Genomic DNA, 16883 nt, shown 5'->3' on the forward strand with positions numbered 1-16883 from the left:
GTCAGCACCCCGACGTACTATGGGGTCGATAGCACGAACCGCGAAACCTACACAGTCAAGGTCACTATTGGCGGCGTTACCGGCACAGACAGCGCGAACTGCGACTAGGGGTTCTCATGAAAGAATCTGATTGGACGGAATCTCCAAATGCTCGCCCCGGCGAGCCGCTTCGCTCGTGGCTCGTACCGACGGACGTCGTTGAGCATGATGCTCGCTCGGTCGTGGTCTTTTCAGATGCTCGGGGTCCGCTCGCTCGGATCATCGCGCGGGAACCGCTGTCTCTCGAAGATCAGGTGGCCCTCGGGCGGCTAAATTCCTTCTGCGTGGCGCAGTGGTACGAGCCCGTCGTGACCATGCTCAAGGAACCTCACATTGACCCCGCCGTTGCCGACTTCTTCGAACCGCTTCTGACGGGTCTTCGATAAGGATCAGGATCACATAGCACTGAACGGGAGTGCCGCGGGAAATCCCAGGGCACTCCCGTTCAGCCGTTCTCCGTTCAGCAGTCTTGGAAGGCCGAGACAGTTCTGTCCCGGCCTTCAGGCATCGACCTGTACGTCCATCGGGCGTGGCCCAAACGGACAGCAACACGCGGCGATAAGGCCCGTCGATGACGACACCCGCGCCGGCGTCTCAGGAACGCATGCTCAGCGGCTGGAAATTCAACCCGGGGCCACCGACATTCAGACCCGGTAATCCCCAGATCAAAGCAATATTTTGGTATTTCACAGTCCCACGCCAACAGTGGTCGCCTGACAGGCAGAAGACGCGCCGGGCGACCACAGCAACCGAGACTCAGAGTCGGCCATGATCATCCGCGCTCTGCATTCCGTCAAACTAGTGAAGTTAGGTAACTATGTAGTATGATCTCAATCATGTATTCGCTCCTCCTCGACCGCCTGCTGCAGATCGGCGACCTCTTCCAGCGCGACATGGCGCGGGCGTTCGAGGGAACCGGACTCACGACAGCTCGGGTTCACTTGCTCTGGATGCTGCAGCACGCCGGCCCGTCGACGCAGCAGACCCTCGCCCGACTGTGCGAGGTCACTCCGCGCAACATCACCGGTCTCGTCGACGCTTTGGAGCAGTCGGGTCACGTGCGTCGGAATCCTCATCCGACCGACCGTCGTGCCGTGCTCGTCGAGTTGACCGACAGCGCCGCAGAAATCATGACTCGGATGCAGCGCGAGCACGCCGAACTCAACGACACACTGCGGGCATCCGTCGATCCCGACGACCGCGCGGCGGTCGAACGCGGCATCACGGCCATCGCCACACACCTCGAGGACCTGGTGACGGCGGCCGCTGATGAGAAGACGGCGGACGCAGCCGCGAAGAAGAGCGCCCCGTGAGCACCGAGATGGAGACGCGGCGGGCGCAGCATCCCACTCGCACAGCGCGAGCTCTCAACTTCCTCCACCGCGCGTGGATCGCCGAACTCCGCGTCTACTCCAGCGTCGGTCGAGCGATCGCGCGCCGCCCCGCCGTCCCGGCTGGCGCCACCGGCATCGGCTACCACCAGCCGGTGCTGACCGTCCTCATCATCTTCATCGTGCTGTCCGCAGTCGAGATCCCGATCCTCGACCTCATCGTCCACCAGTGGCCCGCCGTTCGCATCCCCATCCTGATCCTCGGGATCTGGGGGCTCACCTGGATGATCGGGCTGCTCTGCGCCATGCTCATGCGTCCGCACGCCGTGGGGCCTGACGGCATCCGTGTCCGGAGCGGTCTGGAGATCGACGTCCCCGTGTCGTGGGACGACATCGCCTCGGTGGCGATCGCGAAGCGCGTCGACGAGCCGAAGCAGCCGCGGATCACCGAGATCAGCCCCGAGGACGGTTTCGAGTATGCGGAGCGGATGCAGGACGAGACGAACATCGAGATCGAACTCGAACGCCCCGTCAGCATCCGACTGCCGGGACTGCACCCCCGCGGCGGCGCCCACCCGGTCACCCGGATCCGCCTCTGGGCCGACGACCCGCGCGCGTTCCTCGCTGCCGCCCGCCCCTTCCTGACCGCCCCTTCCTGACCGCTGCCGCCTGAACCTACGCAACGACCCGACGGTCATTCCCAGCCGTGCGCGCTGAGCCACTCCTTCGCGACTCGCGCCGGCGCGCGCGTCAGCCACGCATCGGTGATGAGCTCGACCACGCGCTCCTGTGCCACCTTCTCGAGAGGCACGAGCACTGCCGGATAGCCGTCGAAGTGCGGGATGGTGAAGACGATGTCGGGCTCGGCGGCGAGCAGGGCCTCTTTCTCCTCCACACTCGCCACCCGCACGGCGAGCACGTCCCCTGCCGGCCACTCGCGCCCGAGCTCGTCGAGCTGCCGTCGATCCGTCGCGCTCGGACCGCGCAGCCAGGCGAACTGCCCGCTGCGCAGGCGCCAGGTCGCTTCCCCGGTGTGCCCGCCCGTGCTCTCGGTCACACCGGGGAGCGCCAGAGCGATCTCGCGCACGTCGTCGACGCTGACCATCGGGCCATCGTCCCGCGAACGCCAGACGTCCGCAAGACGCGTCAGCGGGCGATGCGAACCGTCCTGACCTCGAACGGCCGCAGCCGCAGCTCGCCACCGCGACGAGGCTCGTCCAGCTCATCCTCGATGAGGCTCACCTCTCGCAGCTCGCGGTGTGGGAACCCGACCGTCAGGGCGCCGACCGTCCGCCTCCCGAGCGACTCGTAGACACGCACGATCACGTCGCCGGAGCCGTCATCGGCGAGCTTCACCGCGGACACGATGATCCCCTCGCCGTCGACGGACACCAGCGGCTCGACCTCGCGCGCGCCCCGGATGACGGTCGGCGTCGCATTCATCCGGATGCCTTCGGTCGTCGCAATCGCCGCATCCGCCCCGATCACGAAGCCGACCTCGATCTCGTGGTGCCCATGGTCGGTGTCCGGGTCGGGGAAGCGCGGTGCGCGCAGCAGCGACAGTCGCACCGTCGTGGTCACCGCCTCGCCCTCGACGTCACGCGTCGTGTCGTACCCGTAGATCGAGTCGTTCACCAGAGCGACACCGAAGTCCGCCTCGCGCACGAGCACGAAACGATGCATCGAGGTCTCGAACTTCGCCGCCTCCCAGCTCGTGTTGGTGTGCGTGACGCGCGCCTGGTAGCCGAACTGCGTCTCGGCTTCGGTGTGCGAGGCCTGGATGTCGAGCGGGAAGGCCAGCTTGAGCAGCTTCTCGGTCTCGTGCCAATCGATGTCGTTGCGCAACAGGACGGTGCGCCCGCCGGGCGTGAGCAGGATGGTCTGCTGAATGGTCGACTCCGAGAACACGCGGGTGACCACCACTGTCGCGACGCCGTCGACCACGGAAGCTTCGATCGACGACACCTCGGTGAGGTCTTCGACGCTGTTGCGGTAGTACTTGTCGATGTCCCATGCGTCCCACATGTTCGGGAAGTCCTGATGCAGCTGGAACAGGTTCGCGGCGCGACCTTCGGCGACGGCCTCACGCCCGCTCGCCCGATCGACAGCCGAGACGATCAGCCCCTCCGCCGAGATGAGGACCGACACGAGGTCGTTCTCGAGCCGCCATCCGCCCGCCTCTTCGGTGAGGGTCACCGGCGTCTCGGCGCGCTCCGGAACCCAGGAGGCACCCAGCGCACGTCCTCGGCCGACGGACGTGGGCTCGAAGAGCAGCTCCCGGTCGCCTTCGCCCGCGAGCGAGCGGCGCGCAGCCACGGCGATCTCCTCGGCATCCGACAGCACGTTCGTGAGAACCTCGACGGCCTCGCGATGCACCCAGGCGATGGACGTGCCGGGGAGGATGTCATGGAACTCATGCAGCAGCACGATCTGCCAGAGCCGATCGAACTCGCTCTGCGGGTAGGCGGCGCCGGTGCGCACGGTATCCGTCGCCGCCCACAGCTCGGCCTCGATGAGCGCATGCTCGGCCCAACGGTGCAGCGCCTTGGTCGCGTGCTGGCTGGTGAGCGTGCCGCGATGCAGCTCGAGGTAGAGCTCCCCGACCCAGACAGCCGGGTGCGGCAGTTCGGCACGAGCGGCCTCGAAGAACGCGTCCGGATGCTCCCACACGACCTTCGCGCTGCCCTCGAGGTCCTGCAGTCGGCGAGCGCGACCGGTCATCTCGCGCGTGGTGCCACCGCCGCCGTCACCCCAGCCGACCGGGGCGATCGAGCGGGAGCTCAGCCGGTTCTCCTTGAACTGGCGCGACGCCTTGGCGACCTCCATGCCACTCAGCTGCGAGTTGTAGGTGTCCATGGACGGGAAGTGCGTGAACACCTGCGAACCGTCGATGCCCTCCCAGAGGAAGCTGTGGTGCGGGAAGACGTTCTGCTGGTTCCAGGAGATCTTCTGCGTGAAGAACCACTCGAACCCCGCGCGGCGCATGAGCTGCGGGAGCGCGGGCGAGTACCCGAAGCTGTCAGGCAGCCAGACGCCCTTCGAACGGATGCCGAACTCCCGCTCGAAGAACCGCTGCCCGTGCGAGAACTGACGCACCAGCGACTCCCCCGTCGGCATGACGGTGTCGGATTCGACCCACATGCCACCCAGCGGCAGGAACCGCCCGTCCGCGACGGCGGCCTTGACCCGCTCGAAGACCTCGGGGCGATGCTCCTTCAGCCAGGCGTACTGCTGAGCACTGGACATTCCGTAGAGGAAATCGGGCTGCTCGTCGATCAGCGCGGTCATCGACGAGGAGGTGCGCGCCACCTTGCGGATCGTCTCGCGCAGCGGCCACAGCCACGCCGAGTCGATGTGCGCGTGACCGATGGCCGAGATGCGGTGTGCGCTGGCCTCCGCGGGAGCCGCGAGGACATCTGCCAACTGCGCACGGGCGGCCCCGGCGGTCTCGGTGATCCGCTGCAGGTCGAGCGCGTCGAGCGCGTCGTCCATCGACTGCAGGATGCGCATGCGGCGAGGAGAGGTGGCAGGCAGCTCGGCCTGGAGCCCGAACAGCACTTCGAGGTCGAGGGAGAGTTCGAAGACCTCCTCCTCGAACACCGCCAAGTCGATGCGACGCGTGCGGTACAGCGGCTCCGGGGAGGACGTCAGGATGTCGCCCTCCTGGGTGGGCAGGAAGGGGTGGTAGTCCAGCAGCACGGGGTTCGCCGCCGCCTCGAGATACAGCTCCACCGGCTCCTCGCCGTGCGCGCTGTCGGCGATCGGGACCCATTGGTTGCGCGGGTTGATGCTCTTCACCGGCGAGCCGTCTGGGCGGTAGGCGAGCGCCTCGCACTGGAAGCCGGGCATGTTGATGTCGAAGCCGAGGTCGATGACGGCTTCGACGGGGCGTCCTGCCCATTCCGCAGGGACGTGTCCGCTCAGGCGGAACCAGGTGGTCCCCCACGCCGGCCCCCACGGTTCGCCGACCCGGGCGGGCGAGTATTCGAGCGCGAGTCCCTCGGCGACCGGAATCGGTTCGCCGGGCAGCTGGTGCACCTCGACGGTCAGCGGAACGGAGTCCGAATGGATGGCCGGGCGGATCCGCTCATCGAGCACCCGCGTGACGCGGCCGACGGTGAGCGAGGTGTCATCATGCATGGAAATCAGTCTCCGGCTCGACGGTGAGGCACTAAAACGGTCTAGTGAGCGATTCTAAGGCACATGCACGCGCCTCGACCCAGACTAAAACGATCAAGTATGGTGATGCTATGACTCCGGCGAAGCGCGTCACGATCGCGGACATCGCGCGCATGGCGGGCGTCTCTCCCGGCGCGGTCTCCTTCGCTCTCAACGGTCGGCCCGGGGTCAGCGACGACACGCGGCAGCGGATCCTGACGATCGTCCAGGAGAACAACTGGCAGCCGAGTTCCGCGGCCCGCGCTCTCGTGGGAGCCCGCGCGAACACGGTCGGGCTGGCCCTCGCCCGCCCGGCGCGCTCACTGGGATCCGAGGCGTTCTTCACGGACCTCATCGCCGGCATCGAGTCACGCCTGTCGGAGAGCAAGGTGAGTCTCCAGCTGCGGCTCGTGGCCGATCTCACCGAGGAGATCGACGTGCATCGGCAGTGGCGGTCGTCCAACCAGGTCGACGGGATCATCCTCATCGACCCGCGCGATGACGACCCTCGCGGGGCGCACATCGACGCACTCGACGCCCGTGCTGTCATGATCGGCTCGAAACCGGCACCGGCCGGAGCCGTGCCCAGCGTCTGGATCGACGACGGAGACGTCGCCGAGACCCTCTTCTCGTATCTGGCCGCACTCGGACACACGCGGATCGCGTATGTCGCCGGCCCTGAGGATCTCGAGCACACGCGCCTCCGTGCCGATGTGCTCACCGGCATGACCGCCGACGGCGTCGAGGGCGAGGTCATCACCACCGACTTCTCGCCGGCGCGTGCGTCCGCCGTGACACGCACGCTGCTCAGCGGGCGCCGTCGACCGACCGCCATCGTCTACGACAACGACGTGATGGCCGTGGCCGGGCTCCGCGTCACGCAGGAGATGGGTCGCGTGGTACCCCGCGACGCCTCGCTCGCCTCCTTCGACGACTCGGTCATCGCGGGGCTCATCAACCCGTCGATCACGGCGATGACTCGCGACACGTTCCAGCTCGGCGAGCAGGCGGCCACTCTGCTCCTGCAGCAGATCGACGCCGGCACGACTCTTCCGAGCATGGGGGGACCGACCCCCACGCTCAGCGTCCGGGAGAGCACGGCTCCGCCGCTGTCGGGGGCCTGAGGGGCCGCGCGTCGCGGGCGGCGCACGCGAACGCCGCTGTCGGCGATAAGCGCTTTTCCTAAGCGCGGGACTTGAAGATTGCGAAAGGCCGATCTTCTCTCATTCAGGCGCGTTCGTATCCTCATCCCGGCCCACCCGGGGACTAGCACTGTGCGGTGCACCAGCTGTCCGGCCGAGGCCCGCAGGCTTTCGGCTATGTCAAGCTTTTATGGGCCCCACGCCTCAGGGCTGCACGACCGTGTTGACCGAGCCGTACCGCTCGACCCCCGACGCGGCGGCCTCAGGGCGCACGAGACGACGGATGCCGCGAGCGGCGAGAGCATCGGCATCGTCCGCGGTCCGCGACGTGACGAACGCGGGGTCGAGACCCTCCGTGCACGCATCCACCCAGGCCTGGAACACAGCACCGCCGGGGCTCAGCGCGGTGCGGCTGGTCGGCAGATCGTGCTCATCCACGTCGATCACGATCGCGGTCTCTCGCGCCGGCGCGGCGACTCGCTCACGAAGCTCCGGGATGATCTCGGCAAGACGCCGTCCGATCGGTTTGGCCTCGCCCTCGCTGTCGATCAGACCGAGCGAGTACTCCAAGTCGGGGAAGTCGCCGAGGTCACGGCTGACGTCGTGCGAGCACCACCAGGTCACACCCCAGAGGTTCTGCGTACGCACCGTGGAGCGCACCGTCGCCTCGAGGAACCCGGGCATCTCCGCCGGCTCGAGACAGTTCGACGGCGCACCGACCTCCTGCAGCCAGATCGGGCGGTCGGCATCCGTCGCGAAGGCACGTGACACCTCGATCAGGTACTCGGCGTGACGATCGGAGGCCATGGATCGGCCGCCGTACCGCTGGGCTGTCCCGTTGAAGATCCAGGAGTGGATCGTCGTCATGGCCCCCAGGCGGGAGGCGTGCGCGGGTGTGAAGCCGTGCTGGTCCATGTACCAGACCGCGTCGTACTCGCTGTGGACGTGCGGGCGGCCCGGGGCTGCCACCGCGGCGGCGTCGAGCAGCGTCGTGATCCAGCGCTCCGCTTCGTCGGCCGTGACCGGCCAGGGCGACGGGTGCGTCTCGGCGGAGAACTGGTTCGTCTCGTTGCCGAGGGTCAGCCCGAGGAAGTTGGGGGCGTCGCGCAGCGTCTCGCCGAGTCGCCCGACGAGCGCGACCTGCCCCTCGAGGGCCTTCGGATCGGTGAACATGTTCCGGTCGTGCCAGGTGTGCAGCCAGGCGGGCACGAAGTCGAAGCTGGACAGATGGCCTTGGATGACGTCGACGCTCGCGTCCATCCCGAACTCGCCCGCGATGTCGACCGCGGACCGGACGTCATCGAGCGCTTTGCCCCTGATCAGGGTGCGATTGGGCTGGAGGATCGTCCACAGCGGAAAGATCCGGACGTGGTCGAGACCGAGTTCTGCCAGTGCGGCGAAGTCCCGGCGCACGTCGTCAGGCGTGAAGTCGAGCCAGGAGTGCATCCAGTCCTTCGACGGCGTGTAGTTCGCCCCGAATCTCACCGGAGCTTCCAGTGCGCCGCGCTGCGTCATCCGTCCGACCTTTCCGAGGGGACCCCGTGCCGGGGTTGCGTCGGATCACTATAACGCTTGAGTTCCGTAGCTGCATCCGCACCGTCCTGGAGCGTGTCGATCGGCGACGGCCACCTTGACACGGGCACGCCAGGGTGCTTTCATCTGCTAAAGCGCTGTAGTCCATGACGGACTCCCCTGCGCCGATTCGCCCGCCTCGAGGAAGAAGCACGATGAAAGTTCCCACACGCATTGTCGCTCTGGCAGCATTCACGATCGGCGCCCTCGCGCTGACCAGTTGCACGGGAGGTGGGGAGACCACCGGCGCCGGCGGCCCCATCGACACCTCCGGGGAGTTGAGCGGAACCATTCAGTTCCAGACGTGGTCGCTGAAGAACGAGAAGTTCACGCCCTACTTCGAATCCGTCATCGACGCCTTCGAAGAGGAGCACCCCGAGGTCACCGTGGAGTGGCTCGACCAGCCCGGAGACGGCTACCAGGAGAAGATCCTCAGCCAGGCGAACGCCAACACCCTCCCCGACGTGCTGAACCTGCCGCCGGACATCGCCTACCCGCTGGTGGCGGCCGGCAAGCTCGTCAACCTGGAGGAAGCGGACCCCGACCTCAAGGCGCAGTACAACGCGGGCGCATGGGATTCCTACAGTCAGTACCCGGGCGTCGAAGGCACCTACGGCCTGCCGTGGTACCTCTCCAGCGACGCGTCGTGGTGGAACCTCGAGCAGCTCGCGCCCTTCGGTGTGACCGAGGAGAGCCTCCCGACGACCGTCGACGAGCTTCTCACCCTCGCGCAGGACGTCGCACAGGAGTCCGACGGCAAGGTGCAGCTGCTGTCCTCCATCCCGGCGCTCGACACCTTCACGTCCGCAGGCATGGAGGTCATCGACGAGGAGGGTGAGTTCGTCTTCAACACCGACGAGGCCGCCGCGATCATCGAGAAGTTCGCCGATGCCTACGCCGCAGGGGCCATGCCCGCCGAAGCTCTCACGGGCGACTACGGCGGAAACGCCGAGGCGTACATCCAGGAGAAGGTCGCATTCACCACCGGAGGCACCGGCTTCACGACCGACCTCGCGAAGGATGCTCCGGCACTGCTCGAGAACACCGTCGCGACGCAGCGACTGGGCATCCCGCCGCTCTACGTCCAGGGACTGAACGTCTCGGCGGAGTCGGACAACAAGGAGGCAGCCCTCGCGTTCGCGGAGTTCGTGACCAACGAGGAGAACCAGGTCGAGTTCTCCACCCTCGCCGTGGGCACCGCCCCGGGCACCGCCGGTGGCGGTGACGCGGTGGTCGACAACATCGCCTCCTCGGTCACCGATGAGAAGCAGCTCGCCGCCATCGACACCGTGTTCACCGCGATGGAGGACGCCAAGGCCACCCCGTTCCAGTGGACCTCCGACATGGCGACCTACATGACGCAGCAGATCGCCCTCGCGATCAACGGCGAGGCGGACGCCAAGGGACAGCTCGACAAGATCGTCGAGTACGCCAACGCGAACCGCGTGGACCAGTAAGCCGTGCACGCGAACACCAGCACCCGGAGCGGGAGACGACGATGAGATCGCATAAGTGGTTCACGCCCTGGCTTCTACTCGCTCCTGCGGTCATCTGGGTGCTGGTGTTCGCGCTCTGGCCGTTCCTGAACACGGTCATCCTGAGCTTCACCGACGCCCGCCCCCTGCGCACGCCTGCGTTCGTCGGCGGCTCGAACTACGAGCGCATGTTCGGCGACGAGATGTTCTGGAACGCGCTGACCACCTGCATCATCTACGTGGTCGTGTGCGTGCCGCTGCTCACGGTCCTTCCGCTGCTGCTGGCGCTGCTCGTGCAGAAGAACCTTCCAGGGATCTCGTTCTTCCGCACCACGTTCTACTTCCCGGTCATCGCGTCGGTCGTGGTCGTCGCTCTCATCTGGACCTGGCTGTTCGACAGCCGCGGCATCGTCAATCAGACCCTGGAGTTCCTGGGCATCGTCGACAAGCCGATGGCGTTCCTCGTGGATCGCTGGCTACTGCTGGGCTGCGCCATCCTGCTCACAGTGTGGAAGGGGCTCGGCTACTACATGGTCGTGTACCTCGCCGCCCTCGGCAACGTCGGCAAGGAGCTGCACGAGGCGGCGATGCTCGATGGCGCCGGCGCCTTCCGACGGTTCCTCTCGGTGACGATCCCGTCGGTCCGCGGCGCGATGCTCCTCATCGCCATCCTCATCGCCGTCTCCGCGATGCGGGTGTTCGCCGAGCTCGATGTGCTCTCCAAGAGCACGGGAGGCCCCGGCGGCTACGACATGTCGCTGGTGATGCTGATCCGGCAGGTGGGCTCCGGGCTCAACGGGAACATCGGCTACGCCTCGGCCATCAGCGTGGCACTCTTCCTGCTCACCCTGATCCCCCTGGCTGCGATCGCGTTCATGAACCGCGAGAAGAAGGCGAAGGTTTCCGCATGACCACGCTGACCAAGCCCCCAGCCGACAACGCGCAACGCTCGGAAGATTCCAAGGCCACCCGTGAGCGCGTGTTCCGTCGCCGCGGTTCCGGGGACTTCAGCAAGCCGACGCTCGGAGGCCTGATCGGCCGCTACGCCCTTCTGGTTTTCGTGCTGGTGCTGGTCATCGGCCCGTTCATCTGGCAGCTGTCGACCTCGTTCAAGGGGCCGCAGGAGAACATCTACTCTTTCCCGCCGAATCTGATCCCCACGGACCCGACTCTCGAGAACTACGCGACGGTCGCCGACATCGTGCCGGTCTACCTGTACGCGTGGCACTCCCTGCTGGTCTCGGTCGGAACCGTCATCAGCAACGTCGTACTGGCCACGCTCGCCGGCTATGCGCTGGGGTGCATGAGGTTCCGCGGCAAGTGGATCGTGATGGCCATCCTGCTGTCCACGCTGCTGTTCCCCGGAGAGGTCACGGTCACGAGCAACTTCCTGACGATCCGCGCACTCGGCCTCGCCGACAACCTCTGGGGCGTGTTCCTCCCCGGGGCCATCAGCGCGATGAACGTGCTGCTCGTCGCCACGGCGTGCCGCATGATCCCCAAGGACGTGCTGGATGCCGCCACCGTCGACGGCGCGACCACCTGGCAGCGCATCCGCCACATCGTCTGGCCGAACATCCGCGGCATGGTCTCCGTCGTCGCGATCTTCGCCTTCATCGGCGCCTGGGACGACTACCTCTGGCCGCTGATCGTCCTCTCGGACCCCGCGAAGTACACCCTGACCGTCGGCATGGCCTACCTGAACAGCAGCTTCTCCGTCGACCCTCGGCTGATCGCTGCCGGCACGATGATCGCACTCGTCCCCATCGTCATCATGTTCTCGTTCACGCAGCGGTTCTTCTTCAAGGGCGTCCAGGAGGGCGCCGTGAAGGGATGACGCGAAACCGAGAGGGACAGCGAAAGAAGGGGGCGGATGCCGCAGCATCCGCCCCCTTCTCCCTGCTCGGTGGCTACTTGCGCGAGAGTGTGAACACCACCTCGGTGACGTTGCCGGCGACATCGGCGACCTCGAGGGTGTTCTCGCCCAGGACGGCACCGAAAGCGCCCGGCTTCACGAAGTTCAGATCGCTCCACTCGTCGTCGGTCAGGTCCTTGGGCACTCCGTTGAGAGTCAGCCCGTCGATCTTGCCGGCGTCATGCAGAGCGAAGCTCACGCGGCGGTACTCGCCGTCTGCGCCCTTCGTGAACCGCGCCCCTTCCTTGACGGTCACCGTGGGCGGAGTGGTGTCGGCCGACGCCCGGTAGACGGTTGCCCGGCCGTTGAGCTCCTGCGTGATGCCGGACAGATACGCCGAGTGGTCGCCGCCCGTCAGGTTGTAGGCGACGTAGATCCCGTAACCGTCATCCACGGTCCGCGCCGCGAAGTTCGCGGCGGTCGCCGCATCGGTGTTGACGAGGTCGATCGCCGCCGCTCCCAGGCGAGCAGTGTCCTCCAGGCCGGGCACAGTCGGGGCGTCGTACGTCGGGTAGTACGGGTTCCACGCGTAGTCGATCGTGCCGGACGCGTCGAACCGCGCGAAGTCGGTCGTCGTGTACGACGGCCCGATCGCATACAGGCTGATGATCTTGTCCGGTCCCAAGCGGTCCCGGAGAGCGGTCGCCAACCATCCGAACGACCTGTCGTTGGGCTGTGGCGTACCGTTCGCGCCGTAGTTCGTCCACTCGTCGTCGAAGTCGATGCCGTCGAGACCGTACGTCGTGACCGCGTCGGCCAGTTGCGCGGCGAACGCGTCGGCGGCCTCGAACGAGGTGAAGTTCGCGAAGCCCGCCCCCTGGTGGTTGCCGAGCACCGAGAGCAGAACTTTCGTGCCCTGCGCCTGAACGGGACGAATCTGGTTCTCCGCGTCCTGCAGCGTCTCGGTGACCCGCTCGTTGAAGTGGAGGTAGGCGTTCTGGCCGTCGTAATTGATGTTGGCGGCGAAGATCATCGCCATGTCGATGGCTGCTTCGCCCGATCCCTCGAGCGTGTAGTCGGCCACGTTGGCTAAATCGTTCGAGTTGACCTCGACGTAGACGGCGAGCTTCGGATCAGTCGGCTCTTCGTCGGCCACCGCCCCCGCCGACCCGGCGAGAATGCTTGCGGCGACCGTGGCGAGGGCAGCCGCTGATGCGAGCCCTCGTCGATACGGGCGGGGATGGGCGTTCCGTTGACTCATGACAGATCGTCTCCTTTGGCGCTTCGATCACAACCAGGCCGCAACACCGCGGCCTGGCTGCGACTATAGCGCTTAAGCTCCGATCTCGACATCCCCTACGAGGTTCACCCTGATGCCCATGCCCGCGAACATCGCCGCCTTCGCGATCAGCGCCTTGTCTGCAGTCTCGGCGTCGGGCGCGTAGACCAGTTGCGCGTGATTCGCCTTGTGACGGGCCATGAACTGGTCGCGCGAGATGCCGTGCAGCACGACATGCGCGATCGGCCACTCGGGGTTCGTGGCCTCCTTGCGACGCTGGGTCTCGTCGTCCGGCAGTTCCACGACGGTCGCCCGGAAGATGTCAGCCTGCAGGATGCCCTCGGCGATGAACACCCGAGACAGCACGATCTCACCCGGCTTCGACACCCCGTTGATGGTGGCACCGCCCGCCGGGAAGAACACGTGCCCCTGACGCCACCCCTCGGCGTTCTGCCATCCACCCAAGTGCGAGGCGGGGACCGATCCAGAGATCTCGTAGACCCAGACGAACTGTCCGTCGAAGTCTTCACCCCAGCGGACGTCGTGCAGGGTGTTGTCGGGCACGAGCCCCATCGCGCGCCAGACCCGGTCGGTGACCAGCGCGTCGACGGCGACGCCCTCGTCGGCCTCGTTGAAGTGCGGGAAGGCCCGGCCTTCGTGCAGCACGCGCGATCCATCACGAGAGGTCACCGGCGGACGCTCCGTGGAGTTCAGGATGCCCTCGGCAAGGTCGGACGCCGGCACCAGATCCTTCAGCCCCTGCTGATATTGGATGCCCACGGCGTCGAGTCCGAAGTCATCGGCGATGCGGAGTGCGGCGATGTACATCTTCAGCTGCCACTGCACCTGCTCCCGGGTGAGTTCCGTCGCGGCATCCTCGCCGTACCGGAAGGTCATGCCCTTCTCGATGAGCCAGTCGTAGGCGGCATCCGCTTCTTCTTCGCCGACCTCGAGCATCTCGGCATAGAGCGCCGACTGCGAGAGGCGCTCTTTGTAGATGCCGGTCTCGTTGAGCAGCTCGTCGTCGAAGATCGCGTTGTACATGCCCATGCAGCCCTCGTCGAAGACGCCGATGATGGCCTTCTCCGCGAGCAGTTCCGCAGCGAGCGCCTCCCCCAGCTGTTTCTCGGGACTGTCGGGCAGTTCGGGGAGCGCGCGCACGTGGGAGGCGTCGTGCGTGATCGTGCCCTTCTCGGTCCATTCCTCGATGCCTGCCCGGAACCATTCGTCCCGGAAGTCGACCGACCAGATCGTCGCGTACGGCTTGTCCATCTTGGTGAGACCGGCGTTCAGGCCCAGGAGTCCGACGAGGCCCGGCCAATCGCCCGCGAAGTTCGCGACGGTGAGAATGGGGCCCTGGTGCGTGCGCAGGCCTGCGAGAACGTGATGCGAGTATTGCCAGACCGCTTCGGCGACGATGAGCGGAGCATCCGTCGGGATGTTCTTGAAGACGTCCAGGCCCATGCGCTGACTCGAGATGAATCCGTGGCCGGTGGCAGGGTCGACGTCGTTGGCACGGATGACATTCCAGCCGAGATCGTTGAAGACGCCGATGACACCCGCTTCCAGCTCGACCTGGACGGGCCAGCCGCCCGTGTTGGCGGCCTCGCGCAGGTCGCCCGACGCGATGAGATAGGCGGTCTTCGGGGCAGAAGCCGGACGGGATGCCGGAGCCGGCACGGTGTAGGTGGTCATGAGCGACACTGTACGCGAAATCGATTTCATGGCACAAGGAACTGACCACTCGACCTCCGCACAGCTCTGATTCAGCGCCGCGTACTGGCCGGCCGCACCTCGTCGCGCAACACGATGGTTCGCGCCGGCTGGGTGTCACCCTTGATGCGTTCGAGCAGCATCTGAGCCGCGGTCACTCCCATGTGACGAGCCGGAAGTCGCACCACTGTCACCGCATTCGGGGACAGCGTCGTGAACGGCAATGAGCCGATCACAGCCACCCCCACCTGCGGCGGCGTGAGGCCATGCTCGCTGAGCACCTGGATCGCACCGACACCGATGAGATTGTTGCCGGCGACGACCGCGTCGGGTGGCTGGGGCAGCGCGAGGAGCTCCTCCATCGCGGCGCGACCCCCTTCGACGCGGAAGGTGGCGAAGCGCGCAAGCGCATCCAGCTCCTCGGAGGGAAGCGCACCGTCGAGCGTCGAACGCCATCCCGCCGCGCGCTCGGCGGCCGTGTCGATGTGCTCCGGACCACCGATGTAGGCGATGCGACGATAGCCGGCATCGAGCAGTTCCTTCGTCGCCGACGCTCCGGCGACGCGGTTGGCCATCACGACACCGTCGATGTCATAGTTCGTGCGACGATCGACGGCGACCACCGGCCGCCCGGTCGCGAGGATGCCGTCAAGGCTGGACGTCTCGGATGCCGTGGCGATGATCACGCCGGACATGTTCTCCGCGACCGCGATCTGCAGGTACGTCGCCTCCTTCTCCGTCTGCGAATCGGAGTTGCAGAGCACGACCGAGTAGCCGGCCGCCGACGCCGCATCCTCGACGCCGCGGGCCATCTCGGTGAAGTACGGGTTCTCGATGTCGGGAATGACGAGAGCGATGACCTCCGAGCTCTGCCGCCGAAGCGTGCGCGCGGTGCGGTTGGGAGTGAAGTTCAGTCGCGCGGCTGCCGCTCGGACGGCGACGACCTTCTCTTTCGACACGGGCGTGCCGTTGAAGACGCGAGACACCGTTGCGGGCGAGACCCCCGCGAGCGCTGCGACGTCGTAGATCGTGGCCATGCATCCTCACTGCCTGTCCGACCGCGCCGAACGTGAGGCAACAGTATCGCGCGGGCCCGTACACACCATTGCGCCTCACCGTACGGCGGCGTATGGTGAGCACGTACGCGACCGTATGGAGGCAGAGCGATGATCCGCAACCTCGCAGTGAACGCGACCCGCGCCCACGTCCGGCGGTGGGTCGGACGAGCCGAGGTGCCGCCTGCTCTGGCGTCCCTGGCCACCCTTCCGGGCTACCACTACGTCGACGCCTTCACCCTCGACTGGGAGGGCGCCGACGAGTGGACTGCCGGAGAGTGGGCACGCGCCATGTTCGAGGACGATCGCCCCATCCTCGCGCGCGCTGCGACTCGGGGGCTGCTCGGCGTGATGCTGAATCGGCCCGACCCGAGAGGACTGATCAATGGATTCACGATCGCATTGCCCGACCGTGCAACGCTGCGTGGAGATGTGCGGTCGAACCTCAGCGCCGATCAGATCGTCGTCAGTGTGACGCCCGCACAGGTCTCCCTGGTCACGGCCGTCCGCCACAACACCCCGATCGCCAAGGCGATCTGGACGGTCGTCTCGAACCTGCACCGGTCGTTCGCGCCACGAGTACTGCGGTACGCGGCCACAGAGCTTCGCGGCCTCAGCGGCTCCCGCGTCAGCGCGGGTCAGGGAAGAGGTCGTCGAGGAGGCCGATCGTCGATCGCATGAGGCGTCGGTGCTCATCCGGCGTCGAAGGCATCAGCGACGGAAGCGACGCCTGCAGCCGGATCAGCCCCAGCCACATCGCGTACATCTGAGTGGCACGGTCTCTCGCTGTTCGCTCAGGAAGACCCGTGGCGGCGAACGCCTCGGCCATGAACGCGACCCGTCGGGCACTGACCTTCTCGAGGACTTCTGCGACGACAGGGTCATCCGCTCGATGAAGGAGGTCGACCTCCGACCGGTCCTGCGATACGTTCGCGAACGCGCGTTCGAACAGGGCGCGGAGCTGCGCGCGAGGATCGTCGATCCGGGCGACGCCATCGATGATCTCTTCCGTCTCGATGAGCCAGAGGTCCAGGACCGCCGCGAGCAGTTCGCCCCGGTTCCGGAAATGCCAGTAGAAGCTTCCTTTGGTCGCACCGAGCCGCACGGCGATGCGTTCGATCACGACAGCATCCACCCCGGACTCGCCGAACATCTCGAAACCGGTGCGCGCCCAGTCATCGCGTCCGAGCTTCGCCTTCCCCTCCTGCGCCATGTCAGTACGGTACCGTACGGCCACGTCGTCCGGTTCGGTCCTCACGCCGCT

14 protein-coding genes are annotated in these 16883 nt (G+C 66.5%); 7 read left to right on the top strand and 7 right to left on the bottom strand.

Annotated features, from left to right (window positions below):
* Nucleotides 1–875: 875 nt before the first annotated feature.
* On the top strand, nucleotides 876–1352 hold the full coding sequence (locus D7252_RS03650) for a MarR family winged helix-turn-helix transcriptional regulator (protein WP_120774153.1): 477 nt from the start codon (nucleotides 876–878) through the stop codon (nucleotides 1350–1352).
* Entirely contained in the window at nucleotides 1349–2029 is a 681-nt protein-coding gene (locus tag D7252_RS03655; RefSeq protein WP_120774154.1) for a hypothetical protein, read from the top strand. Before D7252_RS03650 ends, D7252_RS03655 begins: the two co-directional genes overlap by 4 nt.
* Nucleotides 2030–2064: 35 nt before the next feature.
* On the opposite strand, the gene D7252_RS03660 is transcribed toward D7252_RS03655, so the two are convergent.
* Both D7252_RS03660 and D7252_RS03665 read right to left on the bottom strand, forming a co-directional pair.
* A complete protein-coding gene (locus tag D7252_RS03660; protein ID WP_120774155.1) occupies nucleotides 2065–2475 on the bottom strand; it encodes an MmcQ/YjbR family DNA-binding protein in 411 nt (136 codons plus the stop codon).
* Between the two features lie 41 nt (nucleotides 2476–2516).
* Nucleotides 2517–5510, bottom strand: coding sequence for a glycoside hydrolase family 38 C-terminal domain-containing protein (locus D7252_RS03665; RefSeq protein ID WP_120774156.1), 2994 nt, complete (start codon nucleotides 5508–5510; stop codon nucleotides 2517–2519).
* Between the two features lie 110 nt (nucleotides 5511–5620).
* On the opposite strand from D7252_RS03665, the gene D7252_RS03670 reads away from it, so the two are divergent.
* The gene (locus D7252_RS03670) at nucleotides 5621–6652 is read left to right on the top strand and encodes a LacI family DNA-binding transcriptional regulator (RefSeq protein WP_120774157.1); all 1032 of its coding nucleotides are present in this window, start codon (nucleotides 5621–5623) and stop codon (nucleotides 6650–6652) included.
* 222 nt (nucleotides 6653–6874) lie between these two features.
* Here D7252_RS03670 and D7252_RS03675 read toward each other — a convergent pair whose 3' ends face one another.
* Complete coding sequence (locus D7252_RS03675) at nucleotides 6875–8185, bottom strand: glycosyl hydrolase (RefSeq protein ID WP_120774158.1); 1311 nt, start codon at nucleotides 8183–8185, stop codon at nucleotides 6875–6877.
* A 212-nt stretch (nucleotides 8186–8397) separates the two neighbouring features.
* On the opposite strand from D7252_RS03675, the gene D7252_RS03680 reads away from it, so the two are divergent.
* Genes D7252_RS03680 through D7252_RS03690 form a run of 3 tightly spaced genes read left to right on the top strand, consistent with a single transcriptional unit; the run spans nucleotide 8398 to nucleotide 11554 of the window.
* Complete coding sequence (locus tag D7252_RS03680) at nucleotides 8398–9699, top strand: ABC transporter substrate-binding protein (RefSeq protein WP_183055164.1); 1302 nt, start codon at nucleotides 8398–8400, stop codon at nucleotides 9697–9699.
* 41 nt (nucleotides 9700–9740) lie between these two features.
* Nucleotides 9741–10628 (top strand): carbohydrate ABC transporter permease, encoded by an 888-nt coding sequence (locus tag D7252_RS03685; protein WP_120774160.1) that lies wholly within the window; start codon nucleotides 9741–9743, stop codon nucleotides 10626–10628.
* Nucleotides 10625–11554, top strand: a complete 930-nt coding sequence (locus D7252_RS03690; protein WP_120774161.1) for a carbohydrate ABC transporter permease — start codon at nucleotides 10625–10627, stop codon at nucleotides 11552–11554. Before D7252_RS03685 ends, D7252_RS03690 begins: the two co-directional genes overlap by 4 nt.
* Before the next feature lie 73 nt (nucleotides 11555–11627).
* Here the strand turns inward: D7252_RS03690 and D7252_RS20310 are convergent, their stop codons facing one another.
* The 3 genes from D7252_RS20310 to D7252_RS03705 all read right to left on the bottom strand — a co-directional run bounded on the left by D7252_RS20310 (nucleotide 11628) and on the right by D7252_RS03705 (nucleotide 15601).
* Nucleotides 11628–12833, bottom strand: a complete 1206-nt coding sequence (locus tag D7252_RS20310) for an endo-beta-N-acetylglucosaminidase H (protein WP_251050592.1) — start codon at nucleotides 12831–12833, stop codon at nucleotides 11628–11630.
* Between the two features lie 72 nt (nucleotides 12834–12905).
* The gene (locus D7252_RS03700; protein WP_120776782.1) at nucleotides 12906–14546 is read right to left on the bottom strand and encodes a fucose isomerase; all 1641 of its coding nucleotides are present in this window, start codon (nucleotides 14544–14546) and stop codon (nucleotides 12906–12908) included.
* A gap of 71 nt (nucleotides 14547–14617) precedes the next feature.
* Nucleotides 14618–15601 carry a LacI family DNA-binding transcriptional regulator gene (locus D7252_RS03705; protein ID WP_120774162.1) on the bottom strand — a complete coding sequence of 328 codons (984 nt, stop codon included), beginning with the start codon at nucleotides 15599–15601 and terminating at the stop codon, nucleotides 14618–14620.
* 129 nt (nucleotides 15602–15730) lie between these two features.
* Here D7252_RS03705 and D7252_RS03710 point away from each other — a divergent pair, with 129 nt between their 5' ends.
* A complete protein-coding gene (locus D7252_RS03710) occupies nucleotides 15731–16300 on the top strand; it encodes a hypothetical protein (RefSeq protein WP_120774163.1) in 570 nt (189 codons plus the stop codon).
* Here D7252_RS03710 and D7252_RS03715 read toward each other — a convergent pair.
* Entirely contained in the window at nucleotides 16248–16832 is a 585-nt protein-coding gene (locus D7252_RS03715) for a TetR/AcrR family transcriptional regulator (protein ID WP_120774164.1), read from the bottom strand. The genes D7252_RS03710 and D7252_RS03715 overlap by 53 nt on opposite strands.
* Nucleotides 16833–16883 lie beyond the last annotated feature (51 nt).

This window comes from Microbacterium sp. CGR2 (assembly GCF_003626735.1).
GTDB lineage: Bacteria > Actinomycetota > Actinomycetes > Actinomycetales > Microbacteriaceae > Microbacterium.